Below are 24,453 nucleotides of genomic sequence, written 5' to 3'. Positions count from 1 at the left end.
CGCAATGATTTGCATCATTTACTTTCCACTTGCCGATGGTGTAGGTGCGCGATCAGTCGGGAAGCGGCATGCCTTTGGTTTCAGGGGCCAGCGGAATGACCGCCAGACCCACGAGAAAGACGATCGACGTCAGCGCGACCGGCAACCCCAGGGTGCCGAAGTGCAGGACGAGCCCGCCGATCAGGAAATTGATTCCCGCGCCGATGAAACGGCCGATCGAGGTGCAGAAGGCGAACGCCGTCGCACGCACCCGCGTCTCGTATTGTTCGGGCAGCCACAGGCTGAACAGCGCGAAGTTCCCGCCGAAGAACCCCAGCACGAAAAGGCAGGCGACGAAAGGCACCAAGGCGTTCGGCGCATAGAACACCCACCCGAACGTGACCCAGATCGTGGCCGCCATGCCGATGAAGTACACGGCCAGGGTCTTGCGCCGGCCCAGCGCCTCGGCCATCGGCGGCAGCGCGAGACATCCCAGAATCGTGCCGATCGACAGCACGCCGGTCGCCAGCGATGCCGCCCGCGACGCGCCTACCTTGGTGTACCCGGCCTTCAGGGCAAGCTGGATGACCGCGGAGGGCTCGTACACGGCCCCCGCCCAGAGACCCACCACCGCGACCGTCAGCAGGACCGCCGCGACGACGGTGCGGCGCCGGTAGGCGCCCGACAGGATCGCGCGCAAGGGCGGGACGACGGGGGGCGCGGCGACAGCGCCGGCATCGGTGCGGTGGACCGAGGACTGCCATTTCGCCGTTTCCTTCACGCGCAGCAGGACCATGATCGAACACACCACCGGCACGGCCCCGCACAGAAACATCATGCGCCAGCCGAACGCCGCGCCGATCGTGTAGTTGAGCACGCCGGCGAGGAAAAACCCCGCGTAATAGCCGGTCTGCAAATAGCCGGCGCCCATTTTGCGCCGGTCCTCGGGCCAGGATTCGGCGACATAGGTTCCCGCCAGCGCCCATTCGCCGCCGATACCCACGCCCGCGAGAAAGCGATAGACGCCGAGCGACCAGACGCTGTGCGCCGTCGCGGCCAGACCGGTGAAAATCGCGAACATGAAGATGGTGGCCGCCAGCACGCGGGTACGCCCGTAGCGGTCGGCGATCGGCCCCCAAATGAACGAGCAGCCCCAACCGACGAGAAACGTGGCGAACAGGATCGAGCCCGCCAGTCCGATATTGCCGGGCGTTGCCGCATAACCCGAGCGGGGCAGCAGTTCGGTCAGCGCGGGCGCCAGCACCAGCGCATAGATGAACGAGTCCATGCCGTCGAGCGTCCAGCCGGCCCATGCGCCCCAGAAACCGATGATCTGTGCCCGGTTCAGTGGCGTTTTGCGGGGCCGCGCGATGGCGGGAGAAGCGGATGGGGAATGGGTGGGACGCATGGCCAGGTCTCCAGGAGCGAGGCATCTCGACAGGAGTGCCATGGAATTTCCATCGGCATCGATTGTCGGACCGCTTCGCTCGCTCGCGAAGCTTCCTCACGGACGGGCTGCCCGATTCGGAATTTTCTGCGGCTGCTTACTTTACCCGATACCCGAGTGCCTCAAGCAAGTCGTTTTGCTTCGCCAACCTCCGTGTTTTCCCTGTGAACGGGAAGCCGGCGGCGGTGCTGGCGGGTTCTCCCCTTCCTTCATTAGGTGGAACTCCCAATAGCTTTTTAAGATATTCGTACGCGGCAACTATTTCCGAAATATATCTGGAATAAGGCAATAAATACCTTGTAATATTACGAGTCATGAAGATCCTCCTTACGAATTTCCACACAGGACACGGGGGAGGACACCTCACCTACATTGTTGCTCTGGCAAAGGGACTTTCCCTGCAGAACGACATCACGGTCGCGACACCGGCAGGCAGCGCACTGCTCAGGCAGGTGCAGGGACTGATCAACGTCGATGCGATCCCGATCAATTTCAGGCCTTGCATCAAGACGTATTTCAGGGATCTGCGCCATCTGCGCCGCGTCATCCGCCACGGCCGTTTCGATATCGTTCATGTCAACGGCTCGGCGGATCACCGGCAGGTCATGCTGGCGACATGGCTTCTCTGGCGCAGACCCGCGATCGTTTTCACCAAGCACAACGACTACCCGACCGGCAGTCCCGGCAACCGCTGGCGCGCGCGGTTCGCCACGCGTCACACGATCGCCGTCAGCGCCTACGTCGCGCAGTTATTGTCGACGTCCGCCTATCGTGCGGTGACCATCGTGCGGCATGGTGTCGATACGCAGGGCGCCTGTCATCCCGATTTGCGCACGGCCTGGCATGCCACGCGTCGCCGCTTGCTCGGACACGACGATGCCGGCCACATCGTCCTGGGCAGCACCGCCGGAACCGGGGCCCACAAGGGCTGGCTGCATCTGATCGACGCCCTGACGCATCTGCCGCCGGGCGAGCGGTCGCGTTTTTCGGTCATCCTCGCCGGCGCGCTGCCCACCGCCGAGCAGCTCGCGCATGTGCAGCGGTGCCGTCTCCGGGATCAGGTGCACTTCACCGGCCTCATCGAGAACCCGACCGAGGTGCTGGGCTGCAGCGATGTCGCCTTCGTCCTGTCGTATCGCGAGACCCTGTCGTATGCGTGTCGCGAAGCAATGGCGGCGGGACTGCCGGTCATCGTGACGGGCACCGGCGGACTGACGGAGAACGTCGACGACGGCGTCGATGGCTGGGTGGTGCCGGTCGCGGATGCGCAGGCCATCGCCGCGGTGCTCCGGGCCATTCTCGAGAATCCCGCCCGGGTCGGCGCGATGGGCGCCGCGGCGCGGCGCAAAAGCATGGCGGCGTTCGGCATGGCGGAATTCCTCGATGCCACGCAGGCGGTGTACGCACTGGCGGCCGCGCGTCGCCCGGCGCGCACCGTGGCGCATTGGCGCGACCGTGCGCACGACGCCGTGCACGCGATCGGCATGCCTCTGCGGCGCGTTGTTTCGCGCCTGGGCCAGACGTTTTCATCGATACAACACGACTCCGAGGTGGTGACCGTGCGTCCCGAACACCCGGACAGTTAACCCATTCCGCATAGCGCTATGTCGATCCCGATCCTCATGTACCACCAGATCGCCCCCGTGCCGCCGCGCTCGCAGCCGCTATGGACGCTGAACGTCGATCCCGCGCGGTTTCGCCTGCAGATGCGCTGGATGCAGCGTCTGGGCTACCGCGGCTGCTCGGTGCGCGAGCTGCTGCCCTATCTGCGCGGCGAGAAAACCGGCAAGGTGTTCGGCATCACTTTCGACGATGGCTTCGCCAATGTACTGAACAACGCCATGCCGGTGCTCTGCGACCTGGGTTTCACGGCAACGTGTTACTTCGTGGCGCAACGGCTGGGCGGCCACAACGACTGGGACGCCCACTACGGCGTGGCACCCACGCCGCTGATGCAGCCGCGCGAGCTGTCGGCATGGGCAGCCCTGGGCGGCGAGGTCGGCTCGCACACGCTCGATCACTGCCATCTGTCGCGACTCCCTCCCGGGGAAGCGCAGCGCCAGATCGCAGAATCGAAACAGCGCCTCGAAGACGTTTGCGGCACGGCCGTCGAGTCGTTTTGCTATCCTTACGGCGATGCGACGGCCGGGGTGCAGGGCATGGTACGGGCGGCGGGATATTCGAATGGCACGATGACGCACCGGGGCCGCGCACGCGCGAGCGACGATCTGTTCGACCTCCCGCGCGTGGCGGTCGCGGGCTTCACCGGCACCGCGAAATTTCTCTACAAATGCCTGTCGGGCGTGGAAGACCGGCGGCGCGGCACCTGAGCTGCCGTGCCCGCTCCCTCAGAACGTGAGGGCCGTGCGCACACCGAGAACGAAGGTATTTTTCAATGCCCGGGCCGCGTCGTTCGGATCCTGACCGGCGCCCGCGTTGAACGTGTATTGCAGATCGCCCTGGATCACCCACCACGGGGTGGCCTGATACTGATACGTGATTTCCATCGCGGTCTCGCTGGTACGCACCCCGTACGGGCTGCCCAGCACCGAGCGCATATCGAGATCGAGATCGTGCGCATGGTTGCCGACCTTGATATACGCCAGGCCCAGGCCGATGCTGTCGTTGTCGCGGGTGGGGAACGGCGCCTTCAGGACGATGCCCGCGTTGGCGCTGACACCCACCAGGTTGCGGTCGCCGGGGGCCGCCATCACGCGTGCGAACACGCCGATGCTGCGCGGCCTCGCGGCGTCGGGTCGCCAGACCATCTGGTCGACCAGCGCGTAGACGCTGTAATCGCCGCGATGCACGGCCGCGATGCCGCTCGACGCCGGGTCGGCCAGCGACAGGCCGGTGGCGTCGGTGCGCTGATCGTTGAAACTGCCGGTGTTGTACCAGAAACCGGCCTTGTACACGCCGGGCAGACCGCTGCCACCTCCGCTCTCGCCCGCCGTCTGCCCGTCGCCGGGCGGATTGACCGCGTACTGCAATTCGCCGATGAACAGGGCACCGTTGTGAAGATTGAAATTGGTGCCGTGCAGATTGTTGACATCGTTGCCCAGCGGATTGCCGTCGTACACGCCGGCCAGCGCGCTCAGCGACGGCGTCACCTGCGCCCGGATCCGCGCGCCGAGCGCCGCGAGCGGGTAGGCGGGACCGCCCGCGGGCATGTCGTACGACGGCAGGCCGGGCCAGCCGAACATCGTGCCGATGAAGGTGGCGGCGTAGGAACTGACCATGAACTCCTGGTCGATGCTCTGCTGGCCGACGCGTACGTCGACGCGCTTTTGCAGGAAGGACTGCTGGTACCACATCTCCCACAGCCGGGTGCTGTCCTGCGCCTCGATGCCGCTCGCGGTATTCAGCGTGCCGAGATCCTGGGCGCTCAGGTCGCGGCCGTGGATCTGCAACGCGCTGACGTTGATGGTGCCGCCGTCCCAGCCGAACGCCCGCTGCGTATCGACGCCCAGCGTCACGGTCGTCAGTCCGTCATAGGCACCACCGCGCTTCAGGCCGCCGCGCACGTTCCCCAGGTACTCGGAGGTCTCGGTGGCCAGCAGCGTCACGCCGTACCTGCCGAGCCAGGGCCGCACGCCGCCCATGTCGCCGAGCAGGGTCGCGCGCGTCCAGACAGCGCTCCCGCGGTCGACGGGCCGTACGTCGATCGGCGAATCCGCTTCCGACGGGTCCGTCGGCGCGGCGCCGGGACTGGGCGCGGTCGCCGCGGCGAAAGCGGCCGACGACGCGACCGTCAAACAGGCCACACCCGTCTTCAGCGCCCTGCCCGTACGCATGGCGCCGAAGCGGCCCGGATAACGGTGCTTTTTCAAACGGTCCAGCAAACTCTCATGCAGCACTGCCACTGTGATTTCCCCGCCCGTCGACCGCATCTCCGGCGACCTGTTGACTCGACGCTTCATTCTTTTCATGATAACGAGGCGCTTCGAAAGCGTCAAAAAAAGAGGCCATTTATCAACACGTTACACATAATTTGGGGAAATCTTGTTTTTCGCTTGCAGAAAATGGGGTACTTCTTTCGTGGATCATCGCCATCGTGCCGCCGCCCTTGAACGCCCCGACACCTGACATCCCGCCGCATGCGCGCATCGACGCCGGCCATCCCCTGCTCGCGCGCCGCTCGATCCGCCGCTTCCTGGACCGGCCGCTGCCGGACGGCCTGCTCGAACATCTGCTCGACGTGGCGCGGCGCGCCCCCAGCGGCGCCAATCTGCAACCCGGGGAATTCATCCGCGTGGTGGGTGCCACGCGCGCGCGGCTCGGCGCCGCGCTGCGCGACGCGCACCGTGACGGGCGCCAGGAAAGCGAGGACTACCGGTATTTTCCCGAACCGATGCCGCACGCGCTGCGCCGCCGTCAGGTCGCCGCGGCGCAGGCCCTGTACGGCGCGCTGGGCATCGCGCGGGAAGACCGCGCGGCGCGCGCTCGGCATTTCGAACGCAACTTCGATTTCTTTGACGCGCCGGTGGCGTTGCTGGTGACCATCGATGCGCGCCTGGGCGCGGGCGGCTATATGGATCTGGGAATGCTACTGCATGCGTTGATGCTTGCCGCCAGCGCCGCGGGGCTGGGCAGTTGCGCGATCGGCGCGCTGGCGCACTATCCGCGCCTGATCCGCGCGCAGCTCGGTCTGCCCGAAAGCCGCCATCTGGTCTGTGGGCTGGCGCTGGGCTACGCCGATCCGGACGCGCCGGACAATGCCTGCCGGACCACGCGCGTGCCGGTCGGCGAATTCTTCACGACCCTCGGCGGCGAGGAATGATCAGACGCGTTCGAGCAGGGCCGCGCTGCCGATGCCGCCGGCACCCGCCACCGCCACGAGGCCGAGCGCGCCGGGCGCTTCATCGCGGTCGAGATCGGCCAGCAACCGCACCAGGCTGACCGCGCCCGATGCGCCGATCGGATGCCCGCGCCCGAGTCCGCCGCCGCGCCGGTTGAGCCGTTCCGGCGCGATGCCGAAGGCATCGGCGAAGGCCAGCGCTTGCGCGGCGAACGCATCGTGCAGTTCGAGCACCGCCAGGTCCCCGATGCGTCGGCCGTGCCGCTGCAAGAGGCGCCGGGCGGCGGCCTCGGCCGCCAGCATCGGCTGCTCCGGCGCCACGCCAAGCGCGACGCCGCCGCGCCACATCGCCCGCGCGCACCAACCGGCCTGGCGAGCGGCGGCACGCGTGGTCAGCACCACGAAGGCCGCGCCATCCGCCTGGGGGGCGACCGCGAGCCGGCTCTGGCCGTAGTCGGACGCAGCGGGGGCGCCGCCCTGGCCGCGCCCGGCGGCGCGTGCCTGCGCGGTCGCAAGCGGCAGACGCGCGACCCGCGTTTCATCGAGCCGACGCGCATAACTGTCGGCGCACAATCCCGCCACCGGCACGATCTCCCCGGCCAGCGCCGCGCGTGCGTCGAGCGTGCGGGCGTGGCTCAGCATTGCGAACGCGTCCTGACGGCGGCGCGCGAGCCGGTGCGCGCAGGCATAGTCCGCCGCGGCAGCGAGCAGGTCCGGATCCCGCGCGGGATCGGGCGCAAAGGCCGGACGCGCATAGGGCAGCGGCGCATCGTCCGGCCGCAGCGGCCGGTGCAGTCTGAGCGGCGCCCGGCTCCAGGCCTCCACGCCGCCCGCCACCACCACCGACGCCCCGCCCGTGGCGAGCAGGCCGGCCGCCATGCCGACCGCGTCCAGGCCGGCACAGCATTGCGTATCCACACTCAACGCGGCACAGCCATCGGGCAGACCCGCGGCCAGCGCCACCATGCGCGCGGGATTTCCGCCCGCGCCCAGCGCGTTGCCGGCGACCAGCGCATCGACCTGGTCGGCCCGCACGCCGCACCGCGCCAGCAGCGCCCGCACCACCGGCGCGCCGAGTTCGTGCGGCACGCAGCCCGCGAGCGCGCCGCCCACGGGCGCGATCGCGCTGCGCGCCCAGCCGAGGACGATCAGATCGGTATCAGCCATCGCGCATCATTTGCATCATTTGCATCGCTCGCGTGCGCGCCGGCCAGCGCCCGCGCCAGTGCCGGATGGTCGGTCTTGCCGCTCGCGGTCAGGGGCCACGCATCGCAGCGCCACAGGCGGCGCGGCACCTTGTAGGTTTCGAGCCGCGCCCCGCACCAGGCGGCCAGCGCGCGCCGGGTGGCGTGGGCGCCGGGCGCGAAACGCACGACGGCGACCACCCGCGTGCCGCGCAGCGGATCGTGTTGCGGCTGCACCGACGCGTCGACCAGCGCCGGATGCGTCAGCAGCACCTGCTCGACCTCCTCGGGGAACAGATTCCTGCCTTGCGTGACGATCATGCGTTTCTCCCGTCCGATCAGGCACAACCGGCCCTGCGCATCGATACGACCGACGTCCCGCACCGACAGCCACGGCCCGTCGCGCAACGCCGCCGTGTCGTCCGCGCCGGCGCCGACATAGTCGCGAAACAGCATCGGACTGCGTACATGGATCAGGCCCGGCGCGCCCGGCGGCACGTCCGCTCCGCGGGCGTCGCGAATCGCGATCTCGACATTCGCGAACGGCCGTCCGACCACGGCGCCCGGCAGCGCCGGATCGGCATCGGTCCACGCCACGAAGCTCGTTTCCGACGCACCGTAGAACTCGACCAGACGCGCGTTCGGAAACAGCGCGCGCAGCGCCGGCGTGCGTTCGCGCATCCAGCGCGCGCCGCTGATCATGATCAGTCGCACGCCCGGCAGCGGCGCGACGGCGCGGCGCGCGGCCAATTCCAGCATCAGCAGCAACTGGCTGGGCACCGCCACCATGCAATGCTCGCCGTCGCGCAGCAGCGCCAGCGCGCGCCCGGCCGAGAAGCGCGCCTGCAGGCGCACCCCGGCGCCGGTCCATACCCCCAGCAGCGCGCCGAACAGGAACAGCGAGTGGGACAGACGCCCGGGGCAGAAGACCCGCGCCCGCGCACCCGCCCCGAATTCGTCGAGCGCGACCCGAAAGCTCTCGGCCCAGGACCGGTGATCGCGCCGAAAACCTTTCGGCACCCCCGTGCTGCCCGACGTGAAGCCGATGTAGAACGGGCTGCCGGGCCCCGGCGGCGGCATGGTCACGCGCGCAGGGTCGAGCACGTCGACCAGCCGTTCGCGCACGCCCGGCGGCCAGTCCGCGTCGCCGACCGCCGCCGCGCGCCCGCTCGCGACGATCGCGAGAAAATCGCGCAGACGCCCGACCAGCCCGACATCCGCCTGCGGATCCCGGCTTGCGGCCGGAGCCGGCGCGCCGTGCGCCGCACCACGCCACGCCGCCACCGCATCGAGCCACACCGATGCCGGCGCGCGTGCGGCGTCCAGCTCTGCCGCGCCCTGCGCCACTGCCTGCGCGAGCGCGGCGAAGCTCATCCGGCTGTCGCCGTCGTCGAGCGCGATCGCCGCCGGACGGCAGGCGGCCCAGTGCGCGAGCGGTGCGTCGAGCGTGCCGAAATCCGCCGCAATGCCGGACACGCCGGCTGCTGCGGGCAGGCCGGATGGCGTCGATGTCGATGTCGATGCCGCCGTCGGCCCCGTGGGATGCGGCGCCGGGAGGGAAAGACCGTGCGGTGGGAGGGTCATGCGTCTGTCCGTATGCGCCCGCCCCCGCCGCCGACGGGCCCGGGCGGGACCGCCAGCCGCGGGCCGGATCGGGCGCTCATTATAAGATGCGGACGCGGAAGGCCGACGCGCATCCCGTCCGGCTCCCGAAATAACAAAATTTCAAGTTTCCGGCCAGGCGGTCGTTACAGGGTCAACAATGACCCCGAACGCCACCATGCAAAATCTCACGATCCGATCCAGCCTCCTGATGGTGCTCGCCGCGTTCGCGGCCATGATCGTCTTCGGTGCCTGCATCGGCGTCGTGGCGCTGGGCCGCGCCAACGACGGCGCCACCCGCCTGTATGACATTGCCCGGCAGGAATTGCTCGTCAACGACGGCTACAAGGAAACCACCCGGGTGCGCTCGGCGCTGACCCGCGCGTACGCGGCCCTGAAGGAACGCAACGACACGTCGGGCCGCGACTCGGCGCTCGACAGCGCGCGGAAAAGCTTCGCGCGCGGCGTCGCCACGGGCCAGGCGTTCCATGATGCCGCCGCCTTTCCGGGACGCGACGAGGCCATCCGGCAGGCGATCGTCGACGCCGGCGCCAAAATGCACGACGCGCTGCTGCATGCCATCCAGGCACTCGACAAGGGCGATACGGCTGCCTACGTGCGCATCAACGACGCCGAAGTGATCCGGGGCGGCATGCAGTACGGGGAGAGCGTCGAAGCATTTCAGAAGTCTGGCGAAGCCCTGATGCGCGACGACATCGCGGCCAGCCAGCGCGAGCATGCCTGGGTCCTGGGCCTGGTCATCGTCGGCGTGCTGGCGGCGCTGGCCCTGACGTTGACGACGCATCTCGCGTTGCGCCGTCTTCTCATCCGACCCCTGGAAGGCGCCGTGCGCACCCTCGACGAAATCGCATCGGGCGACCTGACGAGCGTCGTCCCGCCGGCCGGACGCAACGAGATCGGGCAATTGCTGCAGGCCATGACGCACATGCAGCACGAGTTGACGGCGACGGTCATGAACGTGCGGACGAATTCGCAGGCGATCGATACCGGCGCGCGCGAGATCGCCGCGGGCAACGCGGACCTGGCGAGCCGCACCGAGGAACAGTCCGCGGCGCTGGAGCAAACGTCCGCCAGCATGCAGGAACTGACGTCCACGGTCAAAGCGAACGCCGACAACGCCCGCGAAGCGAGCGCCCTGGCGCTGGCCGCCTCCGACATCGCGCACCGCGGCGGCGACGTCGTCGGGCGTGCGATCGCCACGATGGACGCGATCCAGTCCAGCTCGAGCAAGATCGCCGACATCACCGGTCTCATCGACAGCATCGCCTTTCAGACCAATATCCTGGCGCTCAACGCCGCGGTGGAGGCCGCGCGTGCCGGCGAGCATGGCCGCGGTTTCGCCGTGGTGGCCAGCGAGGTACGGGGCCTGGCGCAGCGCAGCGCCAGCGCCGCGAAGGACATCAAGACGCTGATCGATACGTCCGTGCGCGACGTCCACCAGGGCAACGGCCTCGTCGCCCAGGCGGGCGGCACCATGACCGAGATCGTCGGCGCGATCGGCAAGGTCGCCACGTTGATGAACGACATCACGGCCGCCACCGTCGAGCAGAGCACCGGCATCGATCAGGTCGGTCTGGCCGTGCGGCAGATGGATCAGGTCACGCAGCAGAACGCCGCGCTGGTCGAGCAGGCGTCGGCGGCGGCCAGTTCGCTGGAGCAGCAGGCGGGCCGGATGGTGGCCGCGGTCTCCGCCTTCACCGTGAGATAGGGCCGCGAGCGAGGAAAGCGGGAAGCGGGACGTGGGAGACAGAACAGGACGGCAGCGCGACGGACTAGGGAAAACCCGTAAGCACGGCATTTCTTTCCGGAGATTTCGGCCTGTACAATCGGGCCCACCTCAGCCCGGCCCCTGCCCTTTCCATGACCGCTGTCGACACTTCGCGCTGCAAACCATCGTTCCCTCTTTCTTCGCGCACCCGTTTCATCGGTGCGGCGTTGCTGACGCTCGCCGCGCAGGCCGCCGGCGCGGCCACGCCCGACGACAGCCCGCCGCTGGGCCAGCTCCCCGACTGGGCGGCGCCGCTGTCGTACAAGCTCGACTTCCGTATCGATCCGCACGCCGCGCGTTTCGACGGCACGACCACCATCGCGCTCGATCTACGGCGCCCGGCCGATCACCTCTGGCTGCACGCCAGCAAGCTCGATGTCCATTCGGCCACGCTCACCGACGCCGCCGGCAAACGCACCGCCGTTACGCTGACGAACGCCAACGCCAGCCAGGGCGTCGCCGAAGTGCACTTCCCGCGGCTGATGCCGGCCGGCCGCTTCACCCTGCGCTTCGCCTATTCCGCACCGCTCGAGAAAGGCCTGGACGGCCTGTACCGCGTTGATTTCGCCGGCCACTCGTACGCGATGACGCAGATGGAATCGATCAGCGCCCGCAACGTGTTCCCGAGCTTCGACGAGCCGCGTTTCAAGACGCCGTACACCCTCACCATCGCGGCGCCCGCGCGGGAACGCATCATCGCCAACACGCCGGAGATCGCCGAGCGCGCGCCGCAGACGGGCTGGCGCGAGGTCACCTTCGCGCCCACCCGGCCGCTACCGACCTACCTCGTCGCCTTCGCGGTGGGACCGTGGGACCTGGTGCGCGGGCCGACGATCGCGCCGTCGCCGTGGCGGTCCGCGCCGATCCCGCTGCAGGGCGTGACGACCGCGGGCGAAGGCGCGCGGATCGACCACATCCTCGGCGAGACCCCGGCCATCATCGCCAGTCTTGAAAACTATTTCGCGTTCGGCTATCCGTTCGGCAAGATCGCGCTGCTCGCCGCGCCCGATTTCAGCGCCGGCGCGATGGAAAACCCCGGTCTCGTCACCTTCCGCGATTTCCTGCTGCTGTCCGACGCCAACACGCCGAAGGGTCTGCTGCGCGACTCCTTCGTGACCGTCGCCCACGAGCTGTCGCACCAGTGGAACGGCGATACCGTCACCATGGCCTGGTGGGACGACCTGTGGCTCAACGAAGCGTTCGCGACCTGGATGCAGAGCAAGATCACCGAACAGGTTCATCCCGAATACCGGATCGCGCTCGACGACATGGCCGGCACCGCCCGGGCGATGAGCGAGGACAGCCTGGCGGCCGCGCGCCAGATCCGCCAACCGATCACCGACAACAGCGACATCGACAGCGCCTTCGACGGCATCACCTATCAAAAAGGCGCCGCCGTTCTGCGCATGTTCGAGAAGCTGGCCGGCGAAACGCCGTTTCGCGACGGCGTGCGCCAGTATCTGAAGGCCCATGCGTTTTCCACCGCGGGCGCCGCCGACCTGATCTCGGCGATACAGGCGCAGACGCCCTACGGCGAGCGCTACGGCGCGGCGTTCCGCAGCTTCATCGACCAACCCGGCGTGCCGCTGCTGACCACCCGGCTCGTCACGCGCGACGGCCAGGTCATGCTGAACGTCACGCAGCAACGCTATCTGCCGCTGGGCTCGAACGCGGACGCGCGACGCGTCTGGGGCCTGCCCGTATGCGTGCGCTACGGGGTCGGCGACGCTTCCGGAACGACGTCGAAGACGAAGTGCGAACTCGTGAGCGACGCGCAAGGCAGCATCGTGCTCGACGGCGCGAACGCGTCGAGCTGGTACATGCCGAACGCCGATGCCGCCGGCTACTACCAGTTCGAGCAGGCCGACGACGACCGCCACCGGCTGCACGATCACCTGGCGGCCTTGAGCGATCTGGAAAAACTCGCCTACGCCCGCGCGATCGCGGCCGGTTTCCAGCGCGGCGACCTGCCTTCGGCAGTGGTGCTGGAGACCGCCGCCGCGCTGGCCGCCTCGCCCACGCGGCAGGTATCGACCGCGCTGATGGGCAGCGCGAGCTGGCTGTATCTGCATGCCGCCGGCGACGCGCAGCGCGCCCATGTCCGTGACGTGGCGATCCAGGCCTGGATGCCGGCGATGACCCGGCTCGGCTATGCCGCGCGCCCGCAGGACAGCGAGGACGACGCATTGCTGCGCGCCACCTTGCTGGGCTTTTTCGCGCTCGATCTCAAGGTGCCGGAAGTCCGGCAGGCGTTGCTGGCACAAAGCGACCCGGCCTTCGCGCACCCCGTCGACGGCCATCCGGATCTCGCCGCGCTCGACGCCAATACCCGCGACGTCGTGCTCGCGGTCGCCGTGCAGGAACGCGGCGACGCGGCGATCACGCCGCTTGCCGACGCGCTCGGCACGGTGACGGATGCCGCCCAGCGTCTGAGCCTGCTGCATGCGCTCGGTGCCGCGGTGCCCTCGGAACACGCGAACCGGGTGATGGACCTCATGCTCGATCCGCGCGTGAAGACCGGCGAACTTGCCCAGCTGCTGCGCAACACGGATGCCGGTCCGGCCAGCAACGCCGCGATCTGGAGCTGGTACACGGCGCACGCCGACGCGGTCGCGAAACGCAGCGACGGGTGGATGACGCTGCGCCTGCCCCAGCTCTTCGGCGCGCGGGGCTGCACCGCCGAGGACGCGGCGCGCGTGGGTGCGCAGTTCAACGGCGCGTCCGTCGCGCCGTCCGCCGGTCTGGCCCGTTCGGTGCGCAAGGTGCAGGAGCAGATCGGTTCATGCGCCGCGCTGGTCGCGAAGATGACGGCCGAGTAGCACGGCCCGCCTGGCCCGGTCGCCGACGCCGGGCGCGCGTGGGTGCGGAACTTGCGCGTCCGGCGTGAGGGAAGCGCCGGACGCGACAGCGCTCGGCCCTCCCTTGTCCGCACAGCATAAGGAGAGACCATGTCAGACGATCACACCGACGACTGCGTTTGCCGCCGCCGTTTCAACACGACGCTCGTCAAGAGCGCGCTGGCCCTGCCCCTCGCGGGTCTGTTTTCCAGACTGGCGGGGGCACAGCAAACGCCCGCCGCGCCGCTGCCGGCGGCGTCGACGTCCGGGCCAACGTCCCTGCACAGCAAGATGCTCGACACCGGAGCGGACGCGCTGCAAAGCAAGAAACCCATCGACGCGATGAGCGAATACCTGAACGGCTTCCATTTCTACGCCGACGACATGGGTCGCCAGGTGGAGGCGAACCACTTCTGCACGCACCTGAGCGAGGATTTCCACCAGTGCGTGATCTATGACGCGAACCACGCGCACGCCAAGCTCATCGGCATCGAGTACATCGTCAGCGAGCGGGTGTTCAAGACCCTGCCCGCCGAGGAAAAGCGCCTGTGGCACAGCCATCACTATGAGGTGAAATCGGGCGAACTGGTGGCACCGCGCGTGCCCGACCTCGCCGAGCATGCGTTCATGAAGGATCTGGTCACCACCTATGGCAAGACCTGGCACACCTGGCAGATCGACCGGGACAAAACTTTTCCGTTCGGCATCCCGCAACTGATGATGGGGTTCACGCAGGATGGACAGGCGAATCCGGCCATGGTGCAGAATCGCGACGAGCGCTTTCACGTCAGCGCCGCGGCACAGAAGAAGAACCGGGCGGATATTCCGATGCCGACGGTCGACCCCGGCGCGAACGCCTGGCAAAGCGGCAAGACCGTGCAACTGACCTTGATCGAGGTGCCGGTCAAAAATCTGAAGAAAACCTGATCCGCATCGCGCGGGCGGGGTCGCCCTGCCCGCGACGGCGTGGCGCGTGAAATAACGTATACACTACAATTTTTTCTTGTGCCGACGCCCCCTCCCTCGCCCGCCAAGATTCGGAACAGCGACGATTACGTGTTCTCGGACCAGATTGGCCACCTTCTCAGACGTGCTTATCAGCGGCATATCGCGCTTTTTCAGGCAGCGATTCCCGATTCCGAACTGACGGCCGCCCAATTCGTCACGCTGTGCGCGATCCGCAAGCAGGATGCGTGTTCATTGAACGATATCGTCAAGGCGACCGCCATCGATCAGGCGACCATCCGCGGCGTGGTGGAACGCCTCAAGAAACGGTCGCTGGTTTCCGTGTCGGCCGATCCCGGGGACAGGCGCAAACTGATCGTGCGCGCGACCGGCAAGGGCCGGGCGCTCACCGACCGGACCATTCCATTCGCGCGGGACGTGACGGAGCAGACCTTCGGTTCGCTGAACCCGGGCGAACGCGTCGCGCTCGATTTCCTGCTGCGCGCGATGATGCGCACCGAGCAATCCTAGAAAGGTTGGCACCCTCGGGCTTGCGGACCGGGGAACCGACGATGTGCGCCAAACAGCGAGGCGCACCTCTCGATACGATGTGCGTCGCGCGCGGTGTCGGTCAATGCGGCATTCTGCGGATACGCGCGGACGTGGCCGCGAGGTCCGGCCACGCGGGTTCCGCCGGCGCGAAACGGGCGCGCAGATAGGCGCCCAGCGCCGCGACCTGCCGGTCGTCGAACACGTCCCGGAAGCCGGGCATATAGCCCAACGCGTCCGTTGCCGGCGCGGCGATCCCTGCCTGGATCACGCGGAGCAGATTGTCGGGGGTACGTTCGGCGACGCTGGTATTGCGCGACATCAGCGGCCGCACGCCGAAATTTCCCACGCCGCCGGCATCGGCGTGACACACCGCGCACGCCCCCTCGAAAATCCGCTGGCCGGTTTCCAGCCCACGCAGACGGATCGCCGGATCGTCCCGCTCATGCGCTTGCTCATGCGCTTGCTCATGCGCTTGCTCATGCGCTTGCTCATGTGCCTGCTCATGTGCCTGCTCATGCGGCGGCGCGCGCAAAGACGCCAGATAGTGCGCCATCGCCCGGACATCCGCCGCCGGCAAGGTGGCGAGACCCGCGACCACCGGCGCCATCGGCCCCGCCGCGACGCCGTGTTCGCGGGAAAAGCCCGTGCTCAGATAGTCGAACAATGCCGTCTCGGTCCAGGGCAGCCGCGACGTTGCATTCGCCACGAGCGACGGGGCCGTCCAGCCATCGACGACGCCGCCGGACAGATGACGGGCGCCGCCCAGTTCCGCACCCAGCGCGTTGCGTGGGGAATGGCAGGCGGCGCAATGCCCGGCGCCCTCCACCAGATAGCGGCCGCGATTCCACTCGGCGGCGCGCGCGGGATCGGGCCGATAGGCACCCGGCCTCAGGTAGAGCGCGTTCCAGCCGGCCAGCAGCGCACGCCGATTGAACGGAAACCGCAGCCGGGTCGCCGGTGCCGGCACCGGTACCGCGGGCCGCGCCATCAGGTATGCGTACAAGGCGGTCATGTCGGCTTCGCTCAGCCTGGCGAAAGCCGTGTAGGGGAACGCCGGGTACAGATGCCGTCCGTCCCGCGAAATCCCCTGCCGCATGGCGCGCTCGAAAGCGGCGAACGACCAGCCGCCGATGCCGTGGACGACGTCCGGCGTCAGATTCGTCGAATAGACCGTGCCGAAGGGCGTCGCGATGCCCAGACCGCCGGCGTTCTCGACCCCGCCCGGCGCGGTGTGACAGACCGCGCAGTCCCCGGCGGCGGCGACGGCGCGTCCCCGTGCGAGCGTCGCCGCGGACCAGGTCGCCGGATCGGGCCGCTCGATGAGCGGCAGCGGCGCGCGTACCGGCCAGGCCGTACCGAGCACGGCCGCCAGCGCGCTGGCACCCGCCGCCAGCCAGGCCAGACTGCGGCGCGTAGCGAGGCGCATGCTGGCGCCGCGGTCGCGCGGACCCGCGAAAGGGCCACCGCGCGCCGGAACGGCGTCGTTCAGAACCGCGCGCACCCGCTCCGGGGTGAAGGGCGGATCGCGAAACCGGACACCGGTCGCGTCGTACAGCGCGTTGGCGATCGCCGCGGCGGCGGGCGCGGCGTCGCTTGCGTCGCTTGCTGCGTCGATTTCCGGCGCCGGACCGGCGTTCACCACCGCGTCCCCTGTCTCGACCTTTGCCTGCATCGCGCTCTTCACGGCTTGCACGACGGCGCCGGACGCGCGATACGCGAGCGCCGCGGGACCGGCGGTTTCGTCATGCGCGGGCACATACGCCACGGTGCGCCCGAGCAATCGCGACGCCGCCCGCGCGATGCGCGCCGCGCCGATCCCTTCGATGCCGCTCCCGTCGATATGCCCGCGCGCCTGCCCCGCGACCACGCGCGTCACGGCGATGCCGCCGCTCGCGCCATCCACTTCGACGTCGACGATCCACCCGGAATACACCGGGCAGTCCGCTTCGCCCGGGCGCGGCGCGCGCTTGTCGAAAGCAAAGCCGCGGCCCCGCGTCACCCGTGCGTCAAACGGGCGGGGCGGCTGGGATCGCGGCCGCCACACGGCACGTTCCGCGAGCGCGTCGACCAATGCCGAGCCGCCACCGTCGCGTGCCGCGTCCAGATGCGCGCGCCGGAATGCCAGGGGGTCACGCCTACCATCGCGCGCGATCTCGTCGACCAAGGATTCCCGCGCGAAAACATGCGCGACGGCAGGGATGGCGCCCGCGGCGTCATCGATCAGCGTCTCGATGCGCCGCGGTCCGTACGGCATCTCCGGCCGGATTGCGGCGCTGGCGGCGCCGGGCACGGCGTGCGGCGATGCCCGCGCCGCGTAGCGCCAGAGCGCGAGTCGCCCGGCGGCGTCGAGCGACGCGGCACCGTCGAGCCGCGCCCGCGGCGCGACGGTGCCGGCGTTCAGCGGCCAGCTGTAGCACGCCCGATGCGGCAGCACTCGCACCGGTTCGGACGCGGCTGCCAAGGGCGATGCCGCATCGGTACCCACGTCGGCACCCACGTCGGCACCCACATCGGTACCCACGCCCTTGCCCGCCTCAGCTTTCGCGCGCATGTTTCACATACACCGCCGCGCGACGCACCGCCCGCATGATCTCGACGTGCGTGCCGCAGCGGCAATAATTGAAGCGCAACGCTTCGCGGATCCGGTCATCGCTCGGCGCGGGGTGGCGGTCCAGCAGGACCTTGGTGCTCATGATCATGCCATTGAGGCAATAGCCGCACTGCGCGGCCTGTTCCTCGATGAAGGCGCGCTGAATCGGATGCGGCGCGGCGGCGTCGCCCAGCCCTTCCAGCGTGAGCGTCTCGCGACCCACCGCCGCGGCAACCGGCACGACGCAGGAGCGCGCCGCGCCGCCGGCGAGCAGCACCGTGCAGGCACCGCACTGCCCGAGTCCGCAACCGTACTTGGGACCGTTCAGCGCGAAATCGTTTCTCAATATGTACAGCAAGGGCGTGTCGCGCGCCGCCTCGATCGTCCGCGTCGCGCCATTCACCGTCAGCGTCAGCGATTCGCTTTCCAGGGGACGCGGCGGCGCGGGCGCCGTCATCGCAGGGGCACGTCGAACACGTCGTAGGCGAACACCCAGGCCGGATCCTCGTTCGTGCGCAGCCAGGTATTGTCGTGCGAGACCTTCTGCACGCGCGAGGCGCGCTCCGCCCGGTTCGCTTCGTAGAGCGCGAAGGCAGTCGCCGGATCGTCGGCACCCGCTTCGTCGAGACAACGCGTCAGCATCGCCGCATCCTCGATCGCCATCGCCGCGCCCTGCGCCATGTGCGGCTTCATCGGATGGCAGGCGTCGCCCAGCAAAACCAGCCGGCCCCGGCTCCAGAGCGGCAGGGGGTTGCGTTCCAGCAGCGGCCATTTCGTCACCTCGGGCGTCGCGTCGATCAGCTTCTGCACCGCGGGGTGATACCCGTCGAACGCCTCGCGCATTTCTTCGCGGCTGCTCGGCAGCATCGATTGTCCCTGCGGCCAGTCCGGCGCGGGCACGCCCGTGACGTAGTAGATCTCGTCCTTTTTCCCCGTCACGTAATAGACCATCATGTGACGGTCCTCGGACCACCACTTCGCGCACAGATCGAAGGGTGTGTCGCCCAGCAACGCCGCGGGCAACACCGCGCGGTGCGCGACCAGCCCGGTATAGATCGGCGGTTCCGCGCCCAGCAGATGCTCGCGCATCCGGGAGTTCACGCCGTCCGCGCCGATGGCGATGTCGGCCGTCTCGACGGTGCCGTCGGCGAAGGTCAGCCGGACCTCGCCGCCGCCGTCCTCGCCGCTGGTATCGTCGATATGGCTCAGGCATTTGTCGAACTGCACCGTTCCCGGCGGCAACGCGTCGATCATCAGAGCGTGGAAATCGCCGCGATGCACCGTCAGATACGATGCGCCATATTCCTTGACCGCGAAATCGCCCAGCGGCACACGGGCGATGAGCTCGCCGGTGCGGCCATCGCGGCTGCACCAGGCGTCCGCGTGCGATCCCATGCGGTTCATCGCGTCCTCGATGCCGATGCGTCGCAGGATCTTCATCACGTTCGGGCCGACGTGAATCCCCGCCCCGATCCGCGAGAACGACGGCGCCTGTTCGTACAGGCGGACCGAATAGCCCGAGCGCAGCAGCAAGGCCGTGGCGGCCACGCCGCCCAGGCCGGCGCCGATGACCGCGATGCGGGGCTTCTTCATATGCACTCTCCAGAACGGAAGCGGGCCCGGCAGAACGCCGGCGACCCCTCTCTTTATTCGAGTGTACACATTCCAATTTTTGTGAAAAATAAAAATTTGGCATGGCCTTTCCACTGTCGCAGCCGCAGGGGTCATGCAATTCTCCAACCGATCGTCACCCTAAAAAATATCGAGAATACGCATCGAAACAGGGCGAATTTATTTTGAAAATCCAATGTGTACACTATGATCGAAACACTCCGGCATCGGTATCCCCTCATCGGAAAAGCGCATGTCCATCAGCGATTACGAAATGATCGACGCCTGGAAACGGGTCCTGACGCTGTCGAACCTGCAGGCGGGTCAGACCGTCACCATCCTGACCGGCGCCGCCTCGCATCCGCAGACGCTCGCCACCGCGCTGATCGCCAGCCAGTCGATGGGGGCGATCGTCAACCGCCTGGATCTGCTCCCGGTCAATGGCGACAAGGCACTGAGCCGGGACGCGCTCGCCTACCTGGGCACCACGCCGCTGACCGGCAACCATGCGGCGATCGCCGCGCTGAAGGCCAGCGATCTGGTGCTCGACCTGATGACGCTGCTGTTCTCGCCGGAACAGCACGACATCCTCAAGGGCGGCACGAAAATCCTGCTGGCGGTGGAGCCGCCGGAGATTCTCGCCCGTCTGGTGCCCACGTTGGCCGACAAGGCGCGCGTCGCGGCCGCGGCCGCGCGCATCGGCGCGGCGCGCCAGATGCGCGTGACTTCGCCCGCCGGCACCGATCTCACCTGCCCGCTCGGGCAGTTCCCGGTGATCTCGGAATACGGTTTCGTCGACGAACCGGGCCGCTGGGACCACTGGCCCAGCGGCTTCGTGCTCACCTTTCCCGACGACGGCCAGGCGAGCGGGCGCATCGTCATCGATCGCGGCGATATCCTGCTGCCGCAGAAACGCTATGTCGCCGAGCCGATCGTGCTGACGGTGGAGAACGGCTACGCGGTCCGCATCGAGGGCGGCATCGACGCGGACCTGCTGAACGATTACATGGCCGCGTTCGACGACCCCGAGGGATATGCGATCTCCCATATCGGCTGGGGTCTCCAGCCCCGCGCGCGCTGGTCGACGCTCGGCCTGTACGATCGGGAGTCCACCATCGGCATGGACGCCCGCGCCTTCGCCGGCAACTTCCTGTTCTCCCTCGGCCCGAACAACGAGGCCGGCGGCACCCGCACCACGGCCTGCCACATCGACATCCCGCTGCGGCATTGCGATGTGCTGCTCGATGGCGAAGCGGTCGTGCGGCGTGGCGTGGTGCTCTCCCCGGACGACGCCACGCCGCATGCGTGATCCCGCGTCGGCGGGCGCCGCGGGCGCGGGTAAAATACCGTGCCGTCCCGTTTGCTCTCGTGTTTTTGGTTGCGTACGTTACCGATGATCCGGCGCGCCGTCCGGTGCCTCCCCGCTCCCCATTCAGAAGGATAACGACATGTCCACCTCCACCGATGGCGACGTCCCCGGATTGTCCCGCATCGAACTGACGGCGAACGACCGGCTCTACCGCAAGCTGCTATGGCGCCTCATCCCCTTCTTCTGCCTGTGCTATTTTTCCGCCTACCTGGACCGGGTCAATATCGGCATCGCGAAGCTGCAGATGCTGAGTGCGCTGCGCTTCAGCGATACCATCTACGGCCTGGGCGGCGGCCTGTTCTTCGTCGGCTACATCCTGTTCGAGGTCCCGAGCAATCTGGTCCTGCAGAAGGTCGGCGCGAAGATCTGGATCGCGCGGATCATGATCACCTGGGGCATCCTCTCCGGTCTCACGATGTTCGTGAAGACGCCCGGCCAGTTCTACGCGCTGCGCTTCCTGCTGGGCGTCGCCGAAGCGGGGTTTCTCCCCGGCGTGCTGCTCTATCTCACGCACTGGTTTCCCGACGCGCGACGCAGCAAGGTGGTCGCCCTGTTCATGATGGGGCTGCCGCTGTCGAGCCTGATTGGCGGCCCCCTGTCGGGCTGGATCATGACCGCCTTCAATGATCGGCATGGCCTGCAAGGCTGGCAATGGCTGTTCGGGCTGGAAGCCCTGCCGTCGATCCTGCTCGGCATCGCCGTATTCTTCTATCTGCCGAACACGGTCGACAGCGCCCCCTTTCTCGACGCCGCGGAACGCACGCGCCTGAAGCGCGACCTCGCGCGCGATTCGCAGGACGGCAAGCGCCATTCGCTGCGTGCGGCCTTCACCGACCCGAAAGTCTGGGCGCTCGGCCTGATCGATCTGTGCGTGCTGCTCGGCACCTATGCGATCAGCTTCTGGCTGCCCAGCATCATCCGCGACTCCGGCGTCAAGAGCGTGCTGGAAATCGGCATACTGACCGCGATCCCGAACGCGCTCGCCATCGTCATGATGCTGATCACGGGCGCGAGTTCCGACCGTTTCCGCGAGCGCCGCTGGCATATCGTCGTGCCGTTCGCCTGCACCGCTTTCGGCCTGATCGCCAGCACCTTCTTCAGCGGCAGCACCGCCGCCACCGTCATCCTGCTGTCGATCGCCAACGCCGGCGTCGCGGCCGCCATGCCCGTGGTATGGGCCCTGCCCTCCACCTTCCTGCGCGGCACCGCGGCCGCGGCGGGCATCGCCTTCGCCTGCTCGATCGCCAATCTCGGCGGGTTCGCCAGCACCTACGCGCTCGGCTGGATGAAGGACCGGACGCACAGCATGAGCGCGGGCCTGATCACCTTCGGCATCTGCATGCTGATCGGCTGCGCACTGGCCCTTGCCATGCCGAAGCGGATCGTCAACCGGTGAGCGAGCCGCTCACGCGGCGCGCGCTGCTCGCCCGCGACGGCTGCCTGACCATCGTCCGGCAGCCGCCGACACCGGTCATTCCCACGCCGGGCCAGCCCGGCAGCAACTCGACCTATGTGCCGGACCTGCCGGAAATCTTCATCGCGGTGCTGGACGATGGCCGCATCCTGGCGTTCAACGGTCACGTCGACCTGGGCACCGGCATCCGCACGTCGCTCGCGCAGATCGTCGCCGAGGAACTCGACGTGCCGCCCGGGCAGGTACGGATGATCCTCGGCGACGCGAGCGAAGTGCCGAACCAGGGTCCGACCATCGCCAGCGCCTCGATCCAGATCAGCGCGGTGCCGCTGCGCCGGGCCGCGGCACAGGCGCGGCAGATTCTGCTCGGGCTCGCGGCGCGGCGCTTCGGCGTCGACGCCGCCCGCTGCCGCACCGAGGCGGGCGCCGCGTTCGCCGACGACGGCCGGCGTCTGGGCTTCGGCACCCTGCTCGCCGGACGCCGCGTGTCGCTGCCGCTCGATCAGGACGTCGCCGTCAAGGATCCCGCGCTGTACCGCACGGTCGGACGTTCGACGCCGCGCGTGGATCTTCCCGCGAAAGCCACCGGGGCGCTGACGTTCGTCCACGACATGCGCGTGCCGGGCATGTTGCACGGGCGCGTCGTGCGCCCGCCGTACGCCGGCCACGACAGCGGCCCCTGCGTCGGGCGCTCGCTGCGCGCGGTGGACCGGGACAGCGTCGCGGGTCTGCCGGGTTTTCGCGCGCTGGTCGTCATCGGCGACTTCATCGGCATCGTGACGGAACGCGAGGAGCAGGCGGTCCGCGCGGCGCAGATGCTGCGCGCGCGCTGGCATCCCGCGGCACATCTGCCGGACATGCGCGATCCGGCCCGTGCGATCAAGACCGCCCCCGCCACGCCCCGGCTGCTGCAACAGAGCGGGGATGTCGCCGCCGCCGGGCGGCAGCCCGGGGTCGCCACCCTGACGCGGCGTTACGTCTGGCCATACCAGATGCATGCATCCATCGGACCGTCCTGCGCGCTCGCGGATTATCGGGACGAGCGCATCACCGTCTGGTCCGGCACGCAGAACCCGCAATCGCTGCGCCACGATCTGTCCGTGCTGTGCGGGCGCGGCGAAGACGAGATCGATATCGTGCGGATGGAAGCCGCCGGCTGCTATGGGCGCAACTGCGCCGACGACGTCGCGGGTGACGCGCTGCTGCTCTCGCGCGCGGCGCGCGCCCCGGTGCGCGTGCAGTTGTCGCGCGCCGACGAACATCTCTGGGAGCCCAAGGGCGCCGGTCAGGTCATGGACGTGACCGGCAGCGTCTCGGCGCAGGGCGACACCGTCGCCTACGACTTCGAAACCCGCTACCCGTCGAACGACGCCCCGCTGCTGGCCACGCTGCTCACGGGCGCGCGACCGGCGCGGGCGGGTGTTTTCGAGATGGGCGACCGCACCGCGGTCACGCCCTACACCTTCCCGCACACCCGCTTCGTCTGCCAGGATCTCGCGCCGCTGGTGCGCACGTCCTGGCTGCGCGGCGTCTCCGCGCTGCCCAATTCCTTCGCCCACGACGCCTTCCTCGATGAACTCGCCGTGCTCGCGCGGGCCGATCCGCTTGCGTTTCGCCTGCGTCACCTGGAAGACCCGCGCGCGCGCGAACTGCTGGAAGCCACCGCGCGGCGCGCCGGCTGGCAGGCCGGTGCGGTGCCGCGCCATCCGGAACAGACCGGGGAGCGGATCGTGCGCGGCCGCGGGCTGTCCTATGCGCGCTATGTCCACAGCCGCTTCCCCGGCTTCGGCGCCGCCTGGGCCGCGTGGATCGTCGACATCGAAGTCGACCGCGAAACCGGCGCGATCCGCGTGGTGCGCGTGACCGTTGGTCAGGATACGGGGACGATGATCAACCCGGACGGCGTGCGTCATCAGATCCACGGCAACGTCATCCAGTCGCTGAGCCGCGTCCTGAAGGAAAGCGTGCGCTTCGCCGACGGCATCGTCGCCTCCCGCGAATGGGGCAGCTACCCGATCCTGACGTTTCCCGAATTGCCGGAAATCGACGTGCTGCTGATGCCGCGCCAGGGCGAGCCGCCGATGGGTGCCGGGGAATCGGCGTCGGTCCCCGCACCGGCCGCGATCGCCAACGCCCTGTTCGATGCGACGGGCGTGCGCTTCTATGCCCCGCCCTTCACGCCCGAAACGGTGCGCGCCACGTTGCAGGCGGCGCGCACCGGCGTGACGACGGCCGTTCCCGACGACGCCTGACCGGCAGGCGGGTCAGCATCGTCTTACACGCGATTCAGCCAAACGACCCTGTTCGCGCCGGGCGGGCGCCGGTATTCTGGACAC

Annotated in this window: 17 protein-coding genes; 10 read left to right on the top strand and 7 right to left on the bottom strand. The window is 68.6% G+C overall.

What is annotated here, in order from left to right; translation table 11 throughout:
* Positions 1–52 precede the first annotated feature (52 nt).
* Complete coding sequence (locus OVY01_RS07190; protein WP_267846713.1) at positions 53–1,387, bottom strand: MFS transporter; 1,335 nt, start codon at positions 1,385–1,387, stop codon at positions 53–55.
* A 353-nt stretch (positions 1,388–1,740) separates the two neighbouring features.
* Between OVY01_RS07190 and OVY01_RS07185 the strand changes: the two genes are divergently transcribed.
* Entirely contained in the window at positions 1,741–3,012 is a 1,272-nt protein-coding gene (locus OVY01_RS07185) for a glycosyltransferase (protein ID WP_267846711.1), read from the top strand.
* A gap of 18 nt (positions 3,013–3,030) precedes the next feature.
* Positions 3,031–3,756 carry a polysaccharide deacetylase family protein gene (locus tag OVY01_RS07180; RefSeq protein ID WP_267846709.1) on the top strand — a complete coding sequence of 242 codons (726 nt, stop codon included), beginning with the start codon at positions 3,031–3,033 and terminating at the stop codon, positions 3,754–3,756.
* An 18-nt stretch (positions 3,757–3,774) separates the two neighbouring features.
* Here OVY01_RS07180 and OVY01_RS07175 read toward each other — a convergent pair whose 3' ends face one another.
* On the bottom strand, positions 3,775–5,220 hold the full coding sequence (locus tag OVY01_RS07175; RefSeq protein ID WP_267847701.1) for a carbohydrate porin: 1,446 nt from the start codon (positions 5,218–5,220) through the stop codon (positions 3,775–3,777).
* A gap of 293 nt (positions 5,221–5,513) precedes the next feature.
* On the opposite strand from OVY01_RS07175, the gene OVY01_RS07170 reads away from it, so the two are divergent.
* On the top strand, positions 5,514–6,206 hold the full coding sequence (locus tag OVY01_RS07170; protein ID WP_267847700.1) for a nitroreductase: 693 nt from the start codon (positions 5,514–5,516) through the stop codon (positions 6,204–6,206).
* On the opposite strand, the gene OVY01_RS07165 is transcribed toward OVY01_RS07170, so the two are convergent.
* Both OVY01_RS07165 and OVY01_RS07160 read right to left on the bottom strand, forming a co-directional pair.
* Complete coding sequence (locus OVY01_RS07165; protein WP_267846707.1) at positions 6,207–7,391, bottom strand: thiolase family protein; 1,185 nt, start codon at positions 7,389–7,391, stop codon at positions 6,207–6,209.
* Entirely contained in the window at positions 7,373–8,992 is a 1,620-nt protein-coding gene (locus OVY01_RS07160) for an AMP-binding protein (protein ID WP_267846706.1), read from the bottom strand. Before OVY01_RS07160 ends, OVY01_RS07165 begins: the two co-directional genes overlap by 19 nt.
* Before the next feature lie 196 nt (positions 8,993–9,188).
* Here OVY01_RS07160 and OVY01_RS07155 point away from each other — a divergent pair, with 196 nt between their 5' ends.
* The 4 genes from OVY01_RS07155 to OVY01_RS07140 all read left to right on the top strand — a co-directional run bounded on the left by OVY01_RS07155 (position 9,189) and on the right by OVY01_RS07140 (position 15,112).
* Positions 9,189–10,739, top strand: a complete 1,551-nt coding sequence (locus tag OVY01_RS07155) for a methyl-accepting chemotaxis protein (protein ID WP_267846705.1) — start codon at positions 9,189–9,191, stop codon at positions 10,737–10,739.
* Positions 10,740–10,891: 152 nt separating this feature from the next.
* Positions 10,892–13,618 (top strand): M1 family metallopeptidase, encoded by a 2,727-nt coding sequence (locus tag OVY01_RS07150; protein WP_267846703.1) that lies wholly within the window; start codon positions 10,892–10,894, stop codon positions 13,616–13,618.
* A gap of 129 nt (positions 13,619–13,747) precedes the next feature.
* Positions 13,748–14,563, top strand: a complete 816-nt coding sequence (locus OVY01_RS07145; protein ID WP_267846701.1) for an OBAP family protein — start codon at positions 13,748–13,750, stop codon at positions 14,561–14,563.
* Positions 14,564–14,641: 78 nt separating this feature from the next.
* On the top strand, positions 14,642–15,112 hold the full coding sequence (locus OVY01_RS07140; RefSeq protein WP_349293493.1) for a MarR family winged helix-turn-helix transcriptional regulator: 471 nt from the start codon (positions 14,642–14,644) through the stop codon (positions 15,110–15,112).
* 100 nt (positions 15,113–15,212) lie between these two features.
* Here OVY01_RS07140 and OVY01_RS07135 read toward each other — a convergent pair whose 3' ends face one another.
* The 3 genes from OVY01_RS07135 to OVY01_RS07125 are packed head-to-tail and all read right to left on the bottom strand — an operon-like array spanning position 15,213 to position 19,316.
* Positions 15,213–17,684 (bottom strand): cytochrome c, encoded by a 2,472-nt coding sequence (locus tag OVY01_RS07135; RefSeq protein ID WP_267846699.1) that lies wholly within the window; start codon positions 17,682–17,684, stop codon positions 15,213–15,215.
* Complete coding sequence (locus OVY01_RS07130; RefSeq protein WP_267846697.1) at positions 17,668–18,180, bottom strand: (2Fe-2S)-binding protein; 513 nt, start codon at positions 18,178–18,180, stop codon at positions 17,668–17,670. Before OVY01_RS07130 ends, OVY01_RS07135 begins: the two co-directional genes overlap by 17 nt.
* The gene (locus tag OVY01_RS07125) at positions 18,177–19,316 is read right to left on the bottom strand and encodes an FAD-dependent monooxygenase (protein ID WP_267846695.1); all 1,140 of its coding nucleotides are present in this window, start codon (positions 19,314–19,316) and stop codon (positions 18,177–18,179) included. The genes OVY01_RS07130 and OVY01_RS07125 overlap by 4 nt, the downstream gene beginning before the upstream one ends.
* A 271-nt stretch (positions 19,317–19,587) precedes the next feature.
* Here OVY01_RS07125 and OVY01_RS07120 point away from each other — a divergent pair, with 271 nt between their 5' ends.
* From OVY01_RS07120 to OVY01_RS07110, 3 genes are all read left to right on the top strand, one after another.
* Positions 19,588–20,643 carry a 2,5-dihydroxypyridine 5,6-dioxygenase NicX family protein gene (locus tag OVY01_RS07120; protein ID WP_267846693.1) on the top strand — a complete coding sequence of 352 codons (1,056 nt, stop codon included), beginning with the start codon at positions 19,588–19,590 and terminating at the stop codon, positions 20,641–20,643.
* A gap of 139 nt (positions 20,644–20,782) precedes the next feature.
* Positions 20,783–22,099 carry an MFS transporter gene (locus OVY01_RS07115; protein ID WP_267846691.1) on the top strand — a complete coding sequence of 439 codons (1,317 nt, stop codon included), beginning with the start codon at positions 20,783–20,785 and terminating at the stop codon, positions 22,097–22,099.
* Positions 22,096–24,369 carry a xanthine dehydrogenase family protein molybdopterin-binding subunit gene (locus tag OVY01_RS07110; RefSeq protein WP_267846689.1) on the top strand — a complete coding sequence of 758 codons (2,274 nt, stop codon included), beginning with the start codon at positions 22,096–22,098 and terminating at the stop codon, positions 24,367–24,369. The genes OVY01_RS07115 and OVY01_RS07110 overlap by 4 nt, the downstream gene beginning before the upstream one ends.
* The last annotated feature ends 84 nt before the right edge of the window (positions 24,370–24,453 follow it).

Source organism: Robbsia betulipollinis (genome assembly GCF_026624755.1).
In the GTDB taxonomy this organism is placed as follows: Bacteria; Pseudomonadota; Gammaproteobacteria; order Burkholderiales; family Burkholderiaceae; genus Robbsia; species Robbsia betulipollinis.
This window is presented reverse-complemented; position numbering and strand designations above follow the sequence as displayed.